General features: G+C 35.7%; 16 protein-coding genes. 9 read left to right on the top strand and 7 right to left on the bottom strand.

The genetic code is table 11. From position 1 onward, the window contains the following. Positions 1 to 2: 2 nt before the first annotated feature. Positions 3 to 959, bottom strand: coding sequence for a heme-binding domain-containing protein (locus ACKTTZ_RS22245; protein WP_407846637.1), 957 nt, complete (start codon positions 957 to 959; stop codon positions 3 to 5). A gap of 461 nt (positions 960 to 1,420) precedes the next feature. Between ACKTTZ_RS22245 and ACKTTZ_RS22240 the strand changes: the two genes are divergently transcribed. The 4 genes from ACKTTZ_RS22240 (at position 1,421) to ACKTTZ_RS22225 (ending at position 5,432) form a co-directional block, all read left to right on the top strand. Next, entirely contained in the window at positions 1,421 to 1,786 is a 366-nt protein-coding gene (locus ACKTTZ_RS22240) for a BlaI/MecI/CopY family transcriptional regulator (protein WP_034695620.1), read from the top strand. A gap of 5 nt (positions 1,787 to 1,791) precedes the next feature. Next, entirely contained in the window at positions 1,792 to 3,708 is a 1,917-nt protein-coding gene (locus ACKTTZ_RS22235) for a M56 family metallopeptidase (protein ID WP_407846636.1), read from the top strand. 72 nt (positions 3,709 to 3,780) lie between these two features. After that, positions 3,781 to 4,719 carry a GLPGLI family protein gene (locus ACKTTZ_RS22230; RefSeq protein ID WP_407846635.1) on the top strand — a complete coding sequence of 313 codons (939 nt, stop codon included), beginning with the start codon at positions 3,781 to 3,783 and terminating at the stop codon, positions 4,717 to 4,719. Positions 4,720 to 4,862: 143 nt separating this feature from the next. Then, positions 4,863 to 5,432 carry a sugar O-acetyltransferase gene (locus tag ACKTTZ_RS22225; protein WP_407846634.1) on the top strand — a complete coding sequence of 190 codons (570 nt, stop codon included), beginning with the start codon at positions 4,863 to 4,865 and terminating at the stop codon, positions 5,430 to 5,432. Between the two features lie 69 nt (positions 5,433 to 5,501). On the opposite strand, the gene fsa is transcribed toward ACKTTZ_RS22225, so the two are convergent. Continuing rightward, positions 5,502 to 6,155 (bottom strand): fructose-6-phosphate aldolase, encoded by a 654-nt coding sequence (gene fsa, locus ACKTTZ_RS22220; protein ID WP_047374243.1) that lies wholly within the window; start codon positions 6,153 to 6,155, stop codon positions 5,502 to 5,504. A gap of 291 nt (positions 6,156 to 6,446) precedes the next feature. On the opposite strand from fsa, the gene ACKTTZ_RS22215 reads away from it, so the two are divergent. Then, positions 6,447 to 6,935: a YdeI/OmpD-associated family protein gene (locus ACKTTZ_RS22215; RefSeq protein WP_407846633.1), complete on the top strand. Its 489-nt coding sequence runs from the start codon at positions 6,447 to 6,449 to the stop codon at positions 6,933 to 6,935. A gap of 331 nt (positions 6,936 to 7,266) precedes the next feature. Here the strand turns inward: ACKTTZ_RS22215 and ACKTTZ_RS22210 are convergent, their stop codons facing one another. Next, positions 7,267 to 7,809, bottom strand: a complete 543-nt coding sequence (locus ACKTTZ_RS22210; protein WP_034695599.1) for a tetratricopeptide repeat protein — start codon at positions 7,807 to 7,809, stop codon at positions 7,267 to 7,269. Between the two features lie 189 nt (positions 7,810 to 7,998). Here ACKTTZ_RS22210 and pepE point away from each other — a divergent pair, with 189 nt between their 5' ends. From pepE to ACKTTZ_RS22190, 4 genes are all read left to right on the top strand, one after another. Continuing rightward, complete coding sequence (pepE, locus tag ACKTTZ_RS22205) at positions 7,999 to 8,691, top strand: dipeptidase PepE (RefSeq protein WP_407846632.1); 693 nt, start codon at positions 7,999 to 8,001, stop codon at positions 8,689 to 8,691. Beyond that, positions 8,691 to 9,542 (top strand): hypothetical protein, encoded by an 852-nt coding sequence (locus tag ACKTTZ_RS22200; protein WP_407846631.1) that lies wholly within the window; start codon positions 8,691 to 8,693, stop codon positions 9,540 to 9,542. Before pepE ends, ACKTTZ_RS22200 begins: the two co-directional genes overlap by 1 nt. 109 nt (positions 9,543 to 9,651) lie before the next feature. Next, positions 9,652 to 11,025 carry a D-alanyl-D-alanine carboxypeptidase/D-alanyl-D-alanine-endopeptidase gene (gene dacB / locus ACKTTZ_RS22195; protein ID WP_407846630.1) on the top strand — a complete coding sequence of 458 codons (1,374 nt, stop codon included), beginning with the start codon at positions 9,652 to 9,654 and terminating at the stop codon, positions 11,023 to 11,025. 6 nt (positions 11,026 to 11,031) lie between these two features. Then, positions 11,032 to 12,207, top strand: coding sequence for a HAMP domain-containing sensor histidine kinase (locus ACKTTZ_RS22190; protein ID WP_034695590.1), 1,176 nt, complete (start codon positions 11,032 to 11,034; stop codon positions 12,205 to 12,207). Between the two features lie 125 nt (positions 12,208 to 12,332). On the opposite strand, the gene ACKTTZ_RS22185 is transcribed toward ACKTTZ_RS22190, so the two are convergent. From ACKTTZ_RS22185 to tatC, 4 genes are all read right to left on the bottom strand, one after another. Further along, the gene (locus ACKTTZ_RS22185) at positions 12,333 to 14,189 is read right to left on the bottom strand and encodes a PDZ domain-containing protein (protein ID WP_407846629.1); all 1,857 of its coding nucleotides are present in this window, start codon (positions 14,187 to 14,189) and stop codon (positions 12,333 to 12,335) included. A 133-nt stretch (positions 14,190 to 14,322) separates the two neighbouring features. Then, positions 14,323 to 15,954, bottom strand: a complete 1,632-nt coding sequence (locus ACKTTZ_RS22180) for a M1 family metallopeptidase (protein ID WP_407846628.1) — start codon at positions 15,952 to 15,954, stop codon at positions 14,323 to 14,325. Positions 15,955 to 16,089: 135 nt separating this feature from the next. Next, positions 16,090 to 19,050 (bottom strand): reprolysin-like metallopeptidase, encoded by a 2,961-nt coding sequence (locus tag ACKTTZ_RS22175; RefSeq protein ID WP_034695585.1) that lies wholly within the window; start codon positions 19,048 to 19,050, stop codon positions 16,090 to 16,092. Positions 19,051 to 19,278: 228 nt separating this feature from the next. Further along, a complete protein-coding gene (gene tatC, locus ACKTTZ_RS22170; RefSeq protein WP_183037386.1) occupies positions 19,279 to 20,106 on the bottom strand; it encodes a twin-arginine translocase subunit TatC in 828 nt (275 codons plus the stop codon). Positions 20,107 to 20,233 lie beyond the last annotated feature (127 nt).

Below are 20,233 nucleotides of genomic sequence, written 5' to 3'. Positions count from 1 at the left end.
ACTTAATGGTTTATAGGAGAGGTAAATACAAAATCATTGTCTTTCATAGGACGATGGCAGCTGATGCACTCGTTGCCGAAATCTGCTGTCTTTCCATAGGGGTCAAGTTTGGGAGATAAAAATCTTGCCCATCCCCATCCTTTTGTAGAGGCGAATTTTTTGGAATCCTTAATCATATATTCCACCTGTTTAAAGGCTCCGGTAGTGACATTCCCGTCACTATCTATTATCTGATCCCATGCTACTTTCGCAAATATGGTTCCGTCCGGCCATGGATTGGTTTTATGCTCTTTTGCCGCTTTTACAGCAATATCATTTCCGAATATGATACGCATTGTACCATTATCAAATCTTTCTGTAGAACTTATCGGTTTCCAGTTTTTATAATCAGGAATATAGCTGATCCCATTCAGTGCAGTAGGGAATGATGGTTTAGATGCATTAGTATGCATTTTACTGACTTGCTGAAGCTGTTTGTTATAAGTAGAAACCTTTGCAGTGTCAGGTTTTTGCTTGGGAGCAAGAGAAGTCACATAGTTTTTCAGGATGCGGATATCATTTTCAGAAAGTTTTGCTTCGGGATGAAGTAATTTGTAGCTTTTTAGAGGCATTGCTTTCAGGTTAATCTGATTAAAAGCTTCCCAAAGTTTGGCATTTTGTGCAGGAGGAGCCAGTTTATCCCATTCAGAAAAATTGAGTCCTTGTTTTCCTTTTTTAATATGATTTTCTACCAGCCAGTAAGCAGGAGCAATCTGATCAAACCACTTCAGATCTGTCTGATTAGAATGACAATCGAAACACGAACGCTGCAGGATCGCTCTTACATCACTGGGCACATGAATCTCACCAGTTATAGGCTTTTGTACAATTTCAGGTCTGTAAAACTGAATTCCAATAAAGACAACCAGTACTATTACCAGGATATTTTTTGTTTTTAATTTTTTCAAAAAACGATTCATATCTCTTTGTTTTTATTCAAATTTCAGAACTTTTTGAGGTATGTTTTTCTGAAAATCTGATCAATCGGACAAATTTTACTTTGAATCTGACATTTGTGATTATGAATTTTTTTAGTCTTTCATTTTTTATATATTGACCCTTGTCAAGGTTTAAAACCTTGACAAGGATTGCTACTAAAAGAGTTGAAAATCTTTGAGCAACCGGACCTGTTTAGTGTAAAAAAGTAATACTATTAAATGATTTTCTACAAAATAAACAGCAAATATTCCCATTCATTAAAAATTTAATAAATTTTAACTATTTTTATTGTGTTGATTTTCAAACGATTAGTATTTAAAACGTTTTATCACTAAAAAAATAGTTGTTTGATTCATTTTTATTTCTACATTTGTATAACTAATTTATTAGTGATATAGGATAATATGATTGTATATCACTTTAATTGATAAATGAACAGGATATGAAAATTCAGACTCTAACAAAAGCAGAAGAACAGGTAATGCAGTATTTATGGAAATTAGAAAAAGGCTTCCTGAAGGATGTGCTTGATCTTTTCCCGGAACCAAAACCACATACGAATACTGTTTCTACTATTTTAAAAGTATTGAAGGATAAAGAATTTGTAGACTATCATGTATACGGAAGACAGCATGAGTACTTTCCGCTGGTTTCAAAAGAACAGTACTCCGGGAAAACAATGAAGAGCCTTGTGAAAAACTATTTTAAAGGCTCCTACAAAAGTGCCGTTTCGTTTCTGGTAGAAAAAAATGAAATGACTGTAGAAGATCTTGAGATGCTATTGGATGAACTCAAAAAGAAAGACTAGTACCTATGGAAACAATACTTTTATACTTCGGGAAAACAATTTTATGTTCGGGTGTAACATTTTTGTATTACCAGTTGTCTTTAAAAGACAAGACATTCCATCATTATAACAGATTTTATCTGTTGGCCGCAATTGTGATATCACTGCTGCTGCCACTCATCAGAGTAGACGATTTTACGATAGAGGTAAATAGTGATATATACGTGCTTCTTGATAAGATTCAGAATTTTAACACACAAAAAAACATAGACAATGGTAACCTTTATTTTAACATTATTTTTTCAGCTCTGGGACTGGTTTCTCTCTATTTTTTAGGGAAACTTATCTATGGGATTTTCAAAATCCAGCAGTTTAAAAAACAGTTTCAGAAAGAAAGTTTTGACGGGATCAATTTTTACCGTACAGACCTTACCGAAGCTCCATTTTCTTATTTTAAAAACCTGTTCTGGAAGAATACAATTACACTGCATTCTGATATCGGAAAACAGATTTTAAAGCATGAAATGGTACATATTGAGCAGAAACATTCCTTTGATAAGATCTTTATCGAGATTATTACCTCTGTTTTCTGGTTCAATCCGTTCTTTCATCTCATTAAAAGAGAAATTAATCTAATCCATGAATATCTGGCTGATAAAAAAGCCGTAAAACAATCGGACACCAAAGCATTTGCGCAGATGCTTTTAGCAAGCCACTTTTCCGGAACACAGTTGCCTGTTACCAGTCCGTTTCTAAGTTCAAACCTTAAAAAAAGACTTAAGATGTTACAAAAACCAAAAACCAAATTCGGATATGCGCGAAGAATTTTTGCCCTGCCGGTTGTATTCTCTATCGCTTTTGCTTATCTGGTAAATGCGAAGAACAGAGAAATTGAAGAAACAAACCTTTCTATAAAAAAAGTAGTTTCAGAAATCAAGAAAGATACGATAAGACCTGAAAAATCAGGTCAGGAAAAAATTGCAGAACTGAAAACCGTATCGCCTGAAGACCACACAAAAATTTCAGGGCTTGAAAAGAAAATAAAAGAAAAAGAGAAAGAGCTGGAAGGTTTGGATCCCGAAAGTGATCTCTTCAGCGATAAAATAGAAGAAATAAGCAATATGGCTTCAGAAATAGGAGAAATTGCTTCAAAAGTGGAAGTTGATAAGTATTTCAATTCTGTTGAATGGAAGAATCAGATGAAGGAGCTCGAAAATATGGAACCTCTTAGTAAAAAAGAGCTTCGAAAAATAGAAAGAGCGGCAAAAAAAGCAGAAAAAGCGGCTGCAAGAGCAGTAAAACAGTTTGTTCCTCCTACACCGCCTAAAGAACCTAAAGAGCCCAAAGCCCCGAAAGTAGTTTATTTTAAAAACAGTAATACAGTCTACTATAAAGACCTTAGCCCTAAAGAAAAAGAAGAAGTACGCAATGCAATGGCTGAAGCTAAAAATGCTATGAAAGAAACAGCAAAAGCCAGAGTGGAAGCAGCAAAAGCCAGGTTAGAAGGTGACAAAGCTAGAGCTGAAGCGGCTATATTCTTTATCAATGGAGAAAAAGCCAGAGTGGAAGGAGAGAAAATAAGGATTGATGGGGAGAGAATCAGAAGAGAAGTTGAAAGAGCCCGTGCAGAAGCAGAAAAAAGATCATTCAGCTTTATAGATGGTGGTTTTATTAAAGTAACTAAAGGCTCACCTGACGTTATTGTAATGAACGCTGATTTCATCAAAAAAGATGGCAATGGAAATATTGCCATGAACGGGGTGAAAAATTTTAGAATCGACAGTAATGATGATGCAAAATATAAATATTATATTGACGGGAGAGAGGTTTCTAAGGATGATATCAATTCATTAGATACAAAAAATATTTCCAAAGTAAATGTCAATACTCAGAAAAAAGGAGATGTTAGACAGGGAGAAGTAAGAATTGAGACAAAGAAATAAAGTTCCAAAAAAAAGCTTTGTCAGTTGTAAAATGACAAAGCTTTCCTAGAGATAAATTTAAAAACATAGATAATGAGAAAAAATTTTTTATTTTTACTTTTACTAAGTGTATTTGCTCATGCACAAATCAACAGATTTTATTATGAATATAAATCTATTCCGGATTCTACAGAAAAAACAAAAATTCAAAGAGATCTGATGGTACTGGATATAGACAAAATTGGGTCTGTTTATTATAAGAGTAAGGAGAGGGAGCTTACAGACTCTCTAAAAAGTATGGTTGGAAAACAACATGTAGGTGAAGCAGAAAATCTACACCCCGATGGCAAAGTTATTAGCCAAGAACGTAAGAGTGGAGGAGTGTTTATGATGGGAGGAAATAATAATTATAAAATAGCAAAGCAATATCCTGGTTATAAAACATATCTTATAAGAAATCTTGGAATGGACCAATATAAGATAAGAGAGGATCAGAAACCAATGTGGAAAATTCTTTCAGATAAAAAGAAAATTGGTGAATATAATGTGCAAAAAGCAACTACTGAATTTGGAGCAAGAAAGTGGATTGCATGGTTTACTACTGAGATCCCTTTTCAGGATGGGCCGTACAAATTTTGTGGATTACCAGGACTTATTGTAAAAATAGAAGATGAAACAGGATCTCATATTATGACTTTGGTAGGAAATAAAACTATTCAGGAAAATAATGAAGACAACTTTGACGTATCTTCTTTATTGAAGGGAAATATCATAGAAGTGAATAAAGACAAATTTCTGAAAGCCCAGAAAGATTATTATAATGATCCAGCTAAAAGCCTTAAACAATTAATGAGTAGTAATAATATGACTACTGTAAATGCGGATGGTAACAGAACACAGACAAGAGTGATAATGAAAGGGGCAGATGGAAAAGAGATTAATATGAATGATGTTTTCAAGAAGATAGAAGAATCTGCTAAAAAATCATCGAAAAAGAACAATAATCCGATAGAACCGGATCTGGTGAATTAAAATTATATATTTTCTAATATCTGCAGGATGGCATATTTGTCATCCTGTTTTTATTTTTTAGAACATATTTCTTATCTTTCATAAGCAATAAGCAATAAGCAATAAGCAATAAGCAATAAGCAATAAGCAAAAAATTATATCTCATGACAGAAAAGGAAAAATGTGCAGCCGGATTTTTATACAATGCCAATTATGATAAAGAACTGATTCAGGAGCGTATTGCCTGCAAAGATCTGTGCCAGGAATATAACGGATTGAAAAACTCAGATGCAGAAAGAAGATATGAACTGCTCAGGAGAATACTTGGAAATATAAAAGAAAATATCTGTATAGAGCCCAATTTCTGGTGTGATTACGGATACAATATAAAAGCAGGGGAGAACTTCTATGCCAATCATAACCTTGTTATTTTAGATTGTGCTAAAGTAGAGTTTGGTGATAATGTTTTTATCGGTCCAAACTGCAGTTTTTATACAGCAGGCCATCCGCTTGATGCTAAACAAAGAAACGAAGGTCTTGAATATGCACATCCTATTAAAGTAGGAGATAATGTATGGCTGGGTGGCAATGTAGTTGTACTTCCGGGTGTTTCTATCGGAAATAATTCTGTGATTGGGGCAGGAAGTGTTGTCATAAAAGATATTCCGGATAATGTAGTGGCAGTAGGAAATCCGTGTAAGGTGGTTAAAAATATAACAGAAGAAAAAAAATAAAACACCCATTAAAAAATAAAATCCCGGATAGTGTTCCGGGATTTTTTATATCTGAATAAAAGGCAGTGATTATGCTAATTTCTGAGAATCTGCAATAAACTGAGCCAATCCGCTGTCTGTTAATGGGTGCTTCAATAAGCTCAAGATCGGAGGCAGTGGAGATGTAATCACATCAGCTCCGATTTTAGCACAGTCGATGATGTGCATTGAGTGACGGATAGAAGCTGCTAAAATTTCAGTTTCAAACATATAATTATCGAAAATCAATCTGATTTCCTGAATAAGGTTAAGACCGTCTGTAGAAATATCATCCAATCTTCCTAAGAATGGAGATACATAAGTAGCTCCTGCTTTTGCAGCCAAAAGTGCCTGCCCTGCAGAGAAGATTAATGTACAGTTAGTTTTGATTCCTTTATCAGAAAAATATTTTAAAGCTTTGATTCCGTCTTTAATCATTGGAATCTTTACAACGATATTAGGGTGAATAGCAGCCAACTCGTCTCCTTCTTTAATCATTTCTTCATACGTTGTAGAAAGAACTTCCGCAGAAATATCTCCGTCTACAAGTTCGCAGATCGTTTTATAATGGTTTTTGATCGCTTCAGCTCCCTGAATTCCTTCTTTTGCCATTAATGAAGGATTGGTAGTTACACCATCTAAGATCCCAAGATCTCTTGCTTCCTTGATTTGCTCTAAATTAGCTGTGTCAATAAAAAATTTCATTTTGATAAATAGATTTATTGATACAAAGATAGGGAATTAATTGGGTTCTGAGGTATGAATTTTGAGTTACGGGGTTCGGGGTTTCGAGTTACGAGATTCGGGATTTTGGGTATACGCGTGATAGAGTTGGAGAGTTTGAGAGTTTGAGGGTGAGAGAGTGGGTGCGGTATAAAGGATGAGAAAAAAATATGTTGATTTAAACCAAATAGTTAATTTTGCATCTAGCATCTAGCATCTAGCATCTAGCATCTAGCATCTAGCATCTAGCATCTAACACCCAGCATATTATTCATGAAAAGCAGCACTTTTACAGCCACATTGGAAATCATAGGAATTAATCCTTTCGTATTTGTTCCGGAAGAGATTCTGAATATGGTTTTTGAAAAATCCGGAAGAAATAAAAGTCCCATTGCTGTAAAAGGAACTGTGAATGGGAAAGAATTTAAGCAAAACCTGATGAAATATCTGGGAGAATGGAGGCTGTATGTGAACCTGATAATGCTGAAAAACTCCCCAAAAAGAATAGGAGAAGTTATTGAAGTTGTTCTGGAATATGATGATTCTGACAGAAGTATTTCTATCCATCCGCAATTAGAAAAAGCAATTAAAGAAAGTGCTGTGGCAACAGCAAATTTTGAAAACCTGATTCCTTCAAGAAGACATGAGCTGATCCGGTATATCAATAATTTAAAAACCGAAGCCAGTATTCAGAGAAATATTGATAAAATTATCAGACATCTGCATGGTGAAACAGATTTTTTCGGAAAGATGATTGAGTAGGATCATAGCAAGACAAAGTTTCAAATAATGCAGGAAATCTGGAATTAAAAAAGAGTAACTCTGCACAAAAAATATATTTTAAATTTAACGCAAAGATTAGCTTAAATTCTCTTATTCCTAAGTGTGCTAAGAAAGCGACAATGTCGCTGATGAAGTTTTATGATATACATATGCTTAGAAAGAATCAATGAAATTGATTCCATCCTTAGCTTCCTCAAAATTTAACAGCAGGTACTTAATCTTTGCGTTTAATTTAAATAAAACCTGAACATTTCATCATTTATAATTAAAAACAAAAAGACCGGAAAAATTTTCCGGTCTTTTTTATTTACTAAGAATTTAATGTTTTGCTAAGCTTTACAGCATCCTCGTTAGTAGGGTCATACTGTATAGATTTTGCAATGTGTTCTTTTGCTTTATTAGGATCAGTTTGCTGTTCTGTAAAGGCAAGATAGAAATAAGCGTATGCCAGATTCTTCTTATTTTGCTCTACTTCTTCAGGTTTTACTGTTGCAATATACTTTTCGTAAGCAATTTTTGCATTGGCATCATCTTTTGCAGACTGATAGGCATAAGCCTGGCTGTAATAAGACGGAGCCCAGTCCGGTAATAAAACAGATATTTTCTTCCATGTATCAATGGCATTGGGCCAGTCTGAAGCTTCCTGATAAGCATTAGCCAGTTTTGCTAATGATTCTGCATCTTTTGGATTGGCTGCGATCTGTTTTTTAAGACCCTCAATAGTTGGATTAGTGGTTTGACTCGTTGATGCCGAAGTTTCCGGCTGAGTCGTTTGTGCATTTACAAGACTTACACTTCCTGCTAGTATTAATCCTAAAAATAGGCTTCTACTATTAATTTTACTCATTTTCATAATCTTATATTTTAAATTCGAAAATCTAAAATTCAATAATAATTCCACAAAATCTAAAATTTTAGAGGCTTTAAGTTTTTTTAGAAAATATTAACGGGATTCGTGTTTTTTTTAGTTTAATTTTTGATTCGTTCATCTTTGAAGCTATCTTTGTAATTCATTTTTTATTAATACCTATAATTTCGCCATATGAACATTATATTAGCTTCAACATCCACCCTTTTTGGTGGGGAATATCTGGAATACTTAAGAGAAGAATTAATCCAACTCTATAAAGGAATTGACGAAATTGTGTTTATCCCTTTCGCAAGACCAGGCGGAATTTCCCATGATGACTATACGGCTAAAGCACGCTCTTTTTTTGAAACCATCCATATAAAAGTAAAAGGGCTTCATGAATTTGAAGATAAAAAAGAAGCCATTCATCAGGCAAAAGGTTTCTTTACCGGAGGAGGAAATACTTTTTTATTGGTTAAAACATTACACGAAGAAGGATTGATGTCTGTCCTGAAAGAAAATGTATATGAAGGAAAAGCTTATCTTGGATGCAGCGCAGGAAGTAATATCGGAGGTCAGAATATGAAAACGACGAATGATATGCCGATTGTATATCCGCCAAGTTTTGACTGTATGGGATTGGTTCCTTTTAATATCAATCCACACTATCTTGATCCAAATCCGGATTTGAAACATAACGGAGAAACCAGAGAAACCCGTATTCAGGAGTTTCTTACTCAAAATGATATCAAAGTGGTAGGGCTTAGAGAAGGAAACTGGATTAGAAGAACAGGAGAATCAATAACAGTGGAAGGAAGTGAACTGACAAGGATTTTTGAAAAAGGGAAAGAACCTTACGAAATAGAAGCAGGAAGTAGTCTTTAATGAACAAAGAAGAAATAAACCTTTTCATAGAGCGTAATCTGACTAATTTTTCAGTGAACAGTACCGGATGGAGTGATCTTATCCGGAAATTGCTGTATGAATTTGCTGTTGCAGGCTGGAATATGGAACATCGTGTCTTTGGAAAGGAAAAGTTTGGAGAATTGAGATGCTACACCTATTCTGAAGATGAAACGCTCAACGACAAACTTAAAAAGATCAAAAGTAAATATTCAGAACTGTCTGTCAGGACGTGTGAGATCTGTGGAGAAGAAGGTAAACTGAGAACAATTGGTTCATGGCAGACCACATTATGCCTGAATCACTTTCTGGAGCAGCAACCCGTTATTGAAATTGATGACAAACAGAATGTCAAAAGAAACAATGAGACTGTTCTGAATATTAAAAATATTGTTAAAGCTGAGGTAGAATATGACTTTCAAAGACTATGGCTTTTTATAAATAAAACGGAGTCGGTGTATTTTTCATGGCAGGAACCGAATTATTATCTGCTTCTGAAAACAATTCCTCTTTCCCTTTTTTCGGAAGAAAGCCAGCATGAGATCTCAGTATTGTTTCAAAACTTACAGGATTGTGAAGTATGTGGTCATAAAGCGGTTTACCGAAAAAGCTGTTTACGTTGCCATAATGAAACCTGGAATGATTCCGGATATTTTGTTCAGGATTATGGGGTGAAATCAAACTATATCAAAGAATGTCAGATGGATATTTTCATAGATGAAGATGATTATGAGAAATATTTCAAAAATGATCGTTCATTTGAAAAATCTCCTGACCATCAGATTCTTTTCACTTCCGATGACCTCATTGAGTATAAAAAGCTTTTATTTTAACTATATTTGATTAGAATTAAATAGAGCAAAAGGTTCAGCCATCGGCAAGCATTAATAGTCTTGCAAACTGTATTTGATACCTGCTTGCTTAGATCCAAACAACAATGCAATGAAAAAAACACTTGCTGTTCTCATCCTTTCTGTACAGATAGTTGCTGCACAGAATATAGCCCAAAAATTAGATAAAGTAACAAAGGATCTTATGGATTCTTCTGGGGCGGTTTCTTCTAGTTTATCATTTTATGTTTCAGATGAAAACGGCAATTTTATATATGAATATCAAGGAAATAAGGGGCTTTCTACTGCTTCTACACAAAAGATTTTCACGGCAGGAGCTGCATTGGAAACTTTAGGGAAAAATTATACTTTCACTACTACTTCAAGCTATTCCGGAAACATCTCCGGAGGAACACTGAACGGAAATCTTTTCATCAGCTCCAATGGCGATCCTACATTAGGAAGCTGGAGGTACGATGCCTATAAACCCGAAAATTTTAAAAAGAAACTGATTGATGCCATTAAAAACTCAGGAATAACAAAAATCTCAGGAGATCTGGTGATTGATGATTCTTATTTTGATCATCAGACGATTCCGGGAGGCTGGCCTTGGGATGATCTGGGTAATTACTATGGAGCCGGAGTCTGGGGAATCAACTGGAAAGAAAATCAGTTTGATATCAATATCAACGGAACTGATTTTAAAAGCTTTTCTTATCCGCTGGAAGGCGTAAAGTGGCTCAATGACCTTAAAGCAGGAGGAAACTCAGATCAAAGTCTGATTTTTACTGCTCCTCATTCTGATGTTGCTTTGATTAATGGAATGCTTCCGGCGGGAAAAACTGTTACCGTTTCCGGTTCTACTCCTAATCCGCCACTCCAATTAGCCACAGAAGTAAAACAATGGCTGAAGGAATCAGGAATTGAACTTTCAGGAAAAGCAGTAACGAATTCAGAACTTGAAATAGAAGGGAAAACGGCTTTAGCAGCTCCTAAAAATAATATTCTCCTGACTTATCAATCTCCAACTTTAGATAAAATTGTCTATTGGTTTTTAAGAAAAAGTATCAATCTTTACGGAGAGATTTTGATTAAAACATTAGGAAAAGAGAAAAAAGGAAATTCAAGCTTCAAAAGCGGCGTTTCTTATCTGAAAGAATTCTGGAAATCGAAAGGAATTAATCCTAATATGATCAATTTTGCTGATGGAAGCGGACTTTCTCCACAGAATTATGTAGCGGCAAAAGCAGAAGTTCAGGCTCTTTTATATGCTAAAAAACAATCATGGTTTGAGGCTTATTACGACGGATTCCCGGTTCAGGATAATGGAATGAAGATGAAAAGCGGGACGATGAGAGATACCAAGTCCTTCGCAGGATATCACACTGCAAAAGATGGGAAAAAATATGTATTTTCGATTATCATCAACAATTATCAGGGAAGTGGAAATACAGAGCTGCAGAAAATCCTGAATGTTTTAAAATAAAATACTTTGAGAAAATCCATACTCACCAGACTGAATAACTGGATCATTTTTGTTGTGATGACTACTTTGGTAATTGCTATTGTAGTAGCCTCAACATCGCTTATTAATTTTCTCAGAAAAGAGGAGATCAAAAGGATTAGTCTTCTTTCCAAAGCAATTAGAATACAGCAGGAAGTGAAAACTCCAGACACAGACGTTCTGGATTTGTTGCCAGATATCCTGAATATCAACAATACCATTCCGTTTATTGTAACAGATAAGTTCAAAAATCCAATCCTTGATCTCGGATACTACAGAAATATTCCTGAAAGTACGATTAAGGATCCTGAGAAATTGCAGGATTTGATCCGGAATATGGAGAAAAATTATGACCCTATTGAGATCAAAGTGCCGGATGGCAATAATCAGTTTGTGTATTATGATAATTCACGTCTGCTTAATAATCTTCGATATTCACCCTATATTTTAGGACTGTTTATTTTACTGTATTTTGGTTTTTCTTTCTGGTTTTTCAGAACGATAAAAAAAACAGATGAAGGCTATCTTTGGGCAGGTTTGGCTAAGGAAACAGCGCATCAGATTGGAACTCCTCTGTCATCCATGATCGGCTGGATAGAAATTATGAAGCTGGATAATCCGGATTCAGACGGAGTACATGAAATTGAAAAAGATATTGAAAGGCTGAGAACAATTTCAGAGAGATTCTCAAAAATTGGTTCTATTCCTGAGCTGAACGACAGAAATTTCAATGAAACCATTCAGGAGAATTATGACTATTTGAAAACAAGAATTTCAAGGAAAATCAATTTTACACTTAATCTTCCAACATATATCGTTTTGGTTCCTCACAATAAAATTCTAATAAGCTGGGTGATTGAAAATCTTGTAAAAAATGCTGTGGATGCGATGAAAGGAGAAGGGGCAATCACCATGTCTGTTTTTGAAAGAAATAAAAATATTCTCGTTGAAGTAAAAGACAACGGTAGCGGGATGACAAAACAACAGGCAAGAAATGCTTTTAATCCTGGCTATTCTACCAAAAAAAGAGGGTGGGGATTGGGATTGTCATTGGCAAGAAGGGTAATTCATGAATATCACAATGGAGATATCAAGATTTCCCAGACTGAAGTAGGAAAGGGAAGTACTTTCAGGATAACAATCAGAAAGGAGGAAAATCTTTAACGGCAAATTTCTTTTACAAACAATAAACCTAACAGGTTTTCAAAACCTGTTAGGTTTGAATATTCAAGAATAAAGTTATCTGAGTAAGAAAATAAAAAGCGGGGAAAATTTCCCCGCTTTTATCTTTATTTTTTACCAGTAAGCCACTGGGTCTGTAGTTTCAGTTCTTCCGGAGTTGGATTCGCCTTAAATGTAGGGGTTTCCATGGTCATTTTATCCAGAATAGCCTTTCCTTTCAATGTCATTTTCTCTTTCTTCCCGGCATTATCTCTTAAAATAGTTACCGTAACTTCCTGTCCTTCTTTAATGGTTCTGGTATAACCAATAAAATCCTGTACTTTTTTGATGTCTACTGTTCTTCCGTCTAAAGCAAGTACCTGGTCAGTGATTTTAAATCCGATACTTTTTGCAAATGGAGATAGTGCTGAATGATCGTCAAAAGCAAAAGCATTGGTCTTTTCATCAAAACCAGTCTGGTTCGGGTCTTTGATAAACCAGAAAAGAGGGTGGCTTTCCTGCTTTTTAATATCCACCCCTACCATGCTCAGATATTGTGCATAAGGTGTTGGCTGGTTTCCTGCAATATATTTGTTATAGAAATCTTTTACCTGAGGATATCCGGTTACCGTTACCAGTTCGTCAATCAGTTTATCATCTTTGAAAGGTTTGTTTTCACCAAATCTCTGAGACAGTTTTCTGATCATATCACGATATCCCATTTCTCCGTTGGACAATTTTCTAAGCTCGATATCTAGACACATTGCTAAAAGCGCTCCTTTCTCATATACGTTTCTGTACTGATCTTTGTAAGGCTCTACCAATACATTTTTACTCATTACTGTAAATGGCATTGTATCATCATAGCTCTTGGAGTTGGCAATTTTTTCACCGATTCTTTCAAGGAACTGATCTTTATTAATCAAACCTTCCTGAATCTGGAATAAGTTGGCAAAATATTCTGTCCCGCCTTCATACATCCATAAATGCTGAGACATTTTCGGATCTGCATAATCGAAATAGTGAATTTCTTCAGAGTGGGTCTTCAGAGGGTTTACAGTATGGAAAAATTCGTGGGAAACTACATCTGTAATGGTATTGTCAATAGCATCTTTCGGCATTCCTTCCGGAAGCACTACACTTGTAGATTCATGGTGTTCCAATGCTCCGAAACCTTTTATTTTAGGCCCGTCACCACCGGAAAGATAGAGCATGATAGCATACTTCTTATTGGTGTTCATATCACCCAGGAACTTCTTTTGGGCAACAACCATTTTCTCAAGATTGTCTTTGAAATCTGCTGCTTTATATTTTCCTGTCGGAGAATATACACCCAATACAAGATCCATTCCTCCGGCATTGAAGGTAATATAATCCGGTTTTGTATACATTAATGGAGAATCTGTCACCTTAGCATAATTGGCAAGAGTATAGGTATCTGTAGATTCAGATTTATCCTGATCTACCAATGCTGTGGTTCCATAGAAATCAGTTGGTTTCTGAACGACAAGCTGATAAGGAACATCCTGCATATTCTCAATATATCCTATGAATCCGTGGGTATTGATCATGTATACTTTTCCTTCTTCAATATCAGTTCCTGAAGGAGAAAATACGGCTTTATGCTTTGATGTATCTAATTCATCATCAAAACTGTCATTCACTAGATATGAAATTTTGGAAAGTGCCTGAGCATTTTTCAATGAATAGGTATTGTCATTTACTTTAGTATAAGTAAGTTCTTTTCCTTTATTATCGTAAAATTTGATTCCTTCGATGAATCTTCCATAGTCGTCTACAGAATAAGTACCTGGAACCGTTTTTGGGAAATGAAATTTAATATCCCCCGATTTCATTTTCGGAAATTCCATGGTAACGGCTACTTTATCATCTTTTACATTGACAAGGTCAATGGTGGTTTTTATAGACTGAGCATTTGCTAAAAAAGCAGCAAAAATACCAAGGCTAAGTACTGTTTTTCTCATTAGGTTTGAATTAATAGTTAAATAGTTGCTTTTTTTCTGAGTTTGTTACGAAGAAAGTATTAAACTTTTCTTAAAATTTTAATAGCAAAAAGCAAAAAGGCAAATCTGCTGATGTGCGGATTTGCCTTTTTCTTTATTTAGTTTCCTTATAATTGATATAATAGTTCGTATTTAGCTCAACAGGAGTGCTCTTTTTAAGCTTTACAGTCTGCCATTCTTCCGTTGGATTTATGGTTTGATCGCCATTGATGATGATAGGTAATTTCAGGTTCTTTACCACATCTGTATAACGGAACTTTAAAGTATCACCATTTTGAGCATACTCAAGGGTTGGTATTTTTATGGTTCTCAGATACTGATCAAAAACTGTTGAAAAATCGATTCCTGATTTTGAGGAGATATAATCTTCTATCTGCTGAGTGGTAACAGTCTGATGATAAAAGTCTTTATTCAAACCTCTTAAAATCTGTCTGAATTTTTCATCATTATTGATAACTTGTCTTATCGTGTGAAGCATGTTGGCTCCTTTCGGGTACATATCTCCGCTGCCTTCATTTCTTACACCGTAATGGCCAATAATAGGAATGTCATTGTCTATCAATTTTCTGATCCCCTGAACATAGATTTCAGAAGATTTTTTGTCCATATATTTTTCCGTGAAAAGAGTCTCGGAGTAGTTGGTGAAACTTTCATGGATCCACATATCAGCCTGGTCTTTTGCGGTAATATTATTGGCGAACCATTCGTGGCCGCTTTCATGGATAATAATGAAATCCCAGTTTAGCCCAACTCCCGTCCCTGAAAGATCTCTTCCGAGATAGCCGTTCTGGTATTTATTTCCATAGGCTACATTGCTCTGATGCTCCATGCCAAGGTGAGGTGATTCTACAAGTTTGTATGAATCTTCATAAAACGGGTACGGACCAAACCAGTATTCAAAAGCTGATAGCATAGGTTTTACTTGCTCAAACTGTTTCTTTGCCTTGTCCAGATTATAGTCAATTACCCAGTAATCCAGGTCTAGTTTTCCTTTTTCACCCTCAAATGTATCTTTGAAATTTACATATTTTCCTATACTCGGGATAATGGAGTAGGCATTTATAGGATTTTTAACCTCCCAGGTATAAGTAGTTTTAGTGCCGGTTGTTTTTTTATCAGTGAGTCTGCCGTTCCCTACACCTACCAGATCATTAGGTGTTACAATTTTCATAATGATCCCGTTATCAGGTTCATCGCTCCAGATATCTTTGGTCGGAAGCCAGATGGAAGCTCCTATTCCTTCGTCAGCAGCAGTCATCCATGGATTTCCTTTTTCATCTTTAGTGAAAACCCATCCGCCATCCCAGGGAGCATTTTTAGCTATGGTAGGTTTTCCGGAATAGGTAACGTTTATTGTATATTTTTCACCTTTTTTGAACTTCTTATTCGTTGTAATGAAAATAAAGTCTCCATCCTGCTTATAATTGGCAATAGGGAAATTTCCTTCCACCTTATCCGCTTTCATTGGTTGTTGAAGGTCAATCTGGAAAACAGGATTGGTAACATCTTTGATGATCTCAAAACTGATTTTATTATTTCCTTTAATACTTTTCTGTTCAAAATCAGGTTCTACAGAAAGATCATATTTTTTGACATCCCAAAAATTTCTGAATTCAGTATTAGAACCTTTTAAAGTATCCTGTTTGGTGAAAACCTTATCTTTCTCAAAGAACTGTCCGAAAACCAGCCCTGATGCAAATAAGAGTGTATATGACAATTTTTTCATTTAAACTTATATTAAATCTTTTCAAAAGTATAAAATTAAATTAATAGGCCCATGCCGGAAATCAAATTAAATACAGATTTTAAGAAGGCATAAAAAAAGCCCGGTCATTGCCGGGCTGTAAAAACTTATTAGGTTTTATTTTTTGATGAATTTCAGATTTGAAGTAGTTCCTTTATCTTCAATTGAAATAATATAAGCTCCTGTACTTAGGTTGGATACAGAGATTTTATTATCATTAATCTGGCCATTCATTACTTTTTGACCAGCCATATTTGTAATAATATACTGAGCTTTAGATGAAATCTGAGTTACATTCAATACATCACTTGCCGGGTTAGGGTAGATCTGAATTGAGTTTTTGTCTTTCACCGTCTCACTCGTGGAAAGCTGCTGCTGAATCAGTACCGGATAATCCTCAACTTCACCATATTGCTGGTTGCTGCATCCGCTACTTGGCTGGCTTTCATATCCTAATACAACTCTCATAATTACGTTTCCTCCGGTATAAGCATCTGCCGGTACGGAGAATGTTCCGGAAACAGGTGATATGGTACTAGCTGCGCTGGTGTAGATTACTTCAGAAGAAGAGAATACTCCGTCTTTGTTAAAGTCTATCCATGCTGTTACTCCGTCATTATACTGAGCACCTGTCCATCCTTTGGTTATACTTACATTATTTCCAGTAGATCCGGACATAAGGGTAATCAGTTTTGAAGGATCTGTAGTATAGTCTGTGTAAGGAGTATTACTGCTGCTGTTTGAAACAGGGCTCATTCCGGAACCAGTTACTGTAACATTGGAAATATACTCATCAGCAGCATTTGTTCCGGTTATTGAACATTTAGCAAATGATGAAGTGGTAAAATTCGTTGATGCAGAATAAGTACCAACAGAAGCGCTACAAACATTAGCTACCTGTACTTCATATTGAGTGGCTTCAGTAAGCCCTGAAATGTTATAAGCATTTGTTGAAACAGGTACTGTAGTCCATGTTGCTGTTCCTACTTTTCTATACATTACAGAGTATGTTGCTCCTACTAATGCGGTCCAGTTTACAGACGCAGAAGTTCTTGTAATACCGGTTACTGTAATACCTGTCGGAGCAGATGTTGTACAAGCACTCGCAGATGCGGATACGGTAGCATTTCCAACAGCGTAGAATACATTATCAATAGCACTTACTCTAATTTTCAGACTGGCACCAGTTGCCAAAGAAGAGAAAGAAAACGGCTCAGATCCGTCATTAGCTGTAGATGGACTAATAACGGTCCATGTAGTTCCGTTGTCTGTAGTATAATCTATTTTAACATTTTGTACATTATACGGAGCATTATTGGTGTTTACCACATCCCAGGTAACAGCTCCAGGTGTATTATTATAAACGGTAGTTGAAGTTACTTTGAAAGGTCCTTCATTTCCTATATCCACTTTCATCAGACTGCTCTGAGTTTGCTGTTGCGCAGCATCCGGATTGTTATCTCTTACCGTTACCTTGAAATTCATTGTTCTCGGGATATTGGATACAGTTTCCCAATCTACTGCACTGGTAAGAGTACCGTTAAGAACATTGGTGAATTTAGGGAAATAACGGGTAGGCGAGGTTGTAGGCATTAGAGATCTGAAATTCGCTCCATTATTTCTGGTTGCACTTACGGGGCCAAAAGCAGATGTAGCCAGATCATATTGTTCCCAGGTATAAGTCATAGGATCATTTTGTGTATCTGTTGCAGAAGCTGTTAACACAAAAGCTGTTCCTTTAGGGATCATTTTATTAGCCATTGGCTGAATAGAAGGAGGAGTATTGGCTACATTCGTAATAATTCCACAGTCCTGAGCATTAACATAGGTACCTACTTCTTCAATATTTTTAGTATGAAAATAAGCATCAGAATGCATCTGAACATTATAGTTGGTAATACCGGCATATCCCATAATTGAAGATCCTGATCCCGGCTCCATATGGGCACCGTGCAATGCAATAGACATGGTATGTGCTGCACCGAACTGGTGGCCAATCTCATGCGCTACAAAATCGATATCATAATTGTCTCCAAAAGGCTGATCCGGAGTAGAAGGTGAAGTAATTCCCGCTCCTTTAGAAGTTGCATCATTGTTATTTGCAGGGTTTCTGCAGACATTTCCTACATCTCCGGCACTTCCACCACCACCTCTGTGACCAAAGAAATGTCCTATATCATATGCTGCGTTACCTACACCGGCAGTATTGGTAAGCGTTTGCTGAAGCTGAAGGTTCCATGCTCCGGGAGCGCTATAGGTTCCGTTTGAATTAGCGATTACATTTGAATAAGGGTCAGTAGCGGGATCTGCAAATATAAGTTGGGGAAGATCCTGTACAATCATATGGATTCCAAAATCTTTTTCAAAAACACCATTCACACGGTTCATGGTAGCGTTAATACGGGCTGCTGCTGCAGGAACACCTCCGGCAAGTTGCGTATATTCACCATTTACAGAGATCGCAATTCTGTAGGTTCTGTATTTTTGTTCATTACTTTTGTTAGCATTTCCTAAACCCTTTAAAACATTTTTTGTTTTAAGCAGTTTATTCATTTCTTTCTTTACCTTCTCAGGTTCAGAAGTTCTACATTCGAAAGGATCTTCATGAGATTTATTAGATTTGAAAAAGACTCCATATACATCCTTTTCTTTATTGATGGGTTCTATGAATTCGTATTTTCCTGTATCAGTATTGAATGTCATAGACTGAAAATCGTTTGGTGCTGTACTGAATCGGATTTGTTTATGTGGATTATCCAGCCCGATACCTGCATATGCTCCCAATTCATATCTGTCTGCCATAGATTTTTCTACTACCGGCGAACTGTACACTGAAAACCTTTCAATTCTTCCATCTGCTGTAGGAAGGGAAATAATTACAGCGTTTCCTCCTTTTCCTGCTTCAGGAGCATTCTTTAGTTGATCTCTTAATGCAGAAAGATCAAATTTGTAGGCATATTCTACTTTTACTTCTTTTCTTACTGGCGTAACTTTTTCCGAGACAGGTTCCCAGCGTTGTGCCTGCAAACCACTTAGACTTAAAGCCAATGCACAGACGAAAATAATTTTCTTTTTCATATTTTTTTATTGATTGTTATTAAAGTTTTTAAAGATAGTTTATTTTTTTAAATCTTTAGTTAGTGATACATTGTTAATTACTCCCAACTTTATAATTTTAGTTGAATTTTATCGTTGTTTTTAATTATATTAAGAATAGATATAATTAAGGTTGATTTTTTTTAATAAAAAAAGTGCTACTATTCAATTGAATAGTAGCACTTAGGCTTTTATTAGTAAAAAATACTTTTATTTCTGTACTGCCGGAAGATTTCCGTTGCTTTTCTGTACTTTTTTATAAGTGAAGGTACACATCATAATACTGAATTCATATAAGATAAGCAGCGGGAATGCGGCCATCAGCATACTTAGAACATCCGCCGGAGTAATAATTGCAGCCACTACCATAATCAGAACAATAGCATGACGACGGTAGGTCTTCATAAATGTAGGCGTAAGAATTCCAATGCTGGTAAGGAAGTAGATCAAAATCGGGAAAAGGAAAATAACACCCATACCCAAAACCACCTGTAAAAATAAAGTGGTATAATCACTTAAATCATAAAGCGGAACGATAATGTCTGAGATTTTAAAAATGACCCCGAAATTAACGGCAAACGGAAGAATCAGGAAATAACCACATAATACTCCGGTCATAAAAAGAATCCATACCGCATTAATAATATAAATAGAATTTTTTCTTTCTCTCGGATGTAAAGCAGGGCCAATAAAACGCCATAGCTCCCAAACAATATAAGGAAATGCAGCTACCATTCCACCAAAAATTGAAACAGCCATCATTACATTGAACTGCTGATACAATCTCTGTACACGAACAGGGAAGTCCTTTGGAAGATGAATACTGTCTTCTCCTAAAATCATTCTTGAAAAATGATTAACAACTCTGAAAGTCGGGAAATCATTTCTGGTAGGCCCAAAAAATATATGGTCCATAATCCAGTTGATATTAAAACCAACCACAAAAGCCGCAATTATGATAGCAATAATCGAACGGATCAGATGCCCTCTTAATTCTCCTATATGCCCAAGGAAGGACATGTCTTTACCATCACTCACAGAATACAATTTTTAAAGCGCAAATTTATAAAAAAAATGACAGAAGTAAGAGTCTGCAGGTTATTAGTTAAATTTTACTTTTAATCCGCAAATTTTCTTTTATTTATTAACCTCTAACTTCTGAATT

The sequence above is a fragment of the Chryseobacterium sp. KCF3-3 genome, from assembly GCF_045865955.1.
Lineage (GTDB): Bacteria > Bacteroidota > Bacteroidia > Flavobacteriales > Weeksellaceae > Chryseobacterium.
The sequence above is the reverse complement of the archived record's forward strand: the minus strand, read 5'-3'. Positions and strand labels throughout refer to the sequence as shown.

Excerpts from the sequence above, each read along its gene's own strand:
- ACKTTZ_RS22245 (WP_407846637.1), bottom strand. The coding sequence starts at position 959 with ATGAATCGTTTTTTGAAAAAATTAAAAACAAAAAATATCCTGGTAATA.
- ACKTTZ_RS22240 (WP_034695620.1), top strand. The coding sequence starts at position 1,421 with ATGAAAATTCAGACTCTAACAAAAGCAGAAGAACAGGTAATGCAGTAT.
- ACKTTZ_RS22235 (WP_407846636.1), top strand. The coding sequence starts at position 1,792 with ATGGAAACAATACTTTTATACTTCGGGAAAACAATTTTATGTTCGGGT.
- ACKTTZ_RS22230 (WP_407846635.1), top strand. The coding sequence starts at position 3,781 with ATGAGAAAAAATTTTTTATTTTTACTTTTACTAAGTGTATTTGCTCAT.
- ACKTTZ_RS22225 (WP_407846634.1), top strand. The coding sequence starts at position 4,863 with ATGACAGAAAAGGAAAAATGTGCAGCCGGATTTTTATACAATGCCAAT.
- fsa (WP_047374243.1), bottom strand. The coding sequence starts at position 6,155 with ATGAAATTTTTTATTGACACAGCTAATTTAGAGCAAATCAAGGAAGCA.
- ACKTTZ_RS22215 (WP_407846633.1), top strand. The coding sequence starts at position 6,447 with ATGAAAAGCAGCACTTTTACAGCCACATTGGAAATCATAGGAATTAAT.
- ACKTTZ_RS22210 (WP_034695599.1), bottom strand. The coding sequence starts at position 7,809 with ATGAAAATGAGTAAAATTAATAGTAGAAGCCTATTTTTAGGATTAATA.
- pepE (WP_407846632.1), top strand. The coding sequence starts at position 7,999 with ATGAACATTATATTAGCTTCAACATCCACCCTTTTTGGTGGGGAATAT.
- ACKTTZ_RS22200 (WP_407846631.1), top strand. The coding sequence starts at position 8,691 with ATGAACAAAGAAGAAATAAACCTTTTCATAGAGCGTAATCTGACTAAT.
- dacB (WP_407846630.1), top strand. The coding sequence starts at position 9,652 with ATGAAAAAAACACTTGCTGTTCTCATCCTTTCTGTACAGATAGTTGCT.
- ACKTTZ_RS22185 (WP_407846629.1), bottom strand. The coding sequence starts at position 14,189 with ATGAGAAAAACAGTACTTAGCCTTGGTATTTTTGCTGCTTTTTTAGCA.
- ACKTTZ_RS22180 (WP_407846628.1), bottom strand. The coding sequence starts at position 15,954 with ATGAAAAAATTGTCATATACACTCTTATTTGCATCAGGGCTGGTTTTC.
- ACKTTZ_RS22175 (WP_034695585.1), bottom strand. The coding sequence starts at position 19,050 with ATGAAAAAGAAAATTATTTTCGTCTGTGCATTGGCTTTAAGTCTAAGT.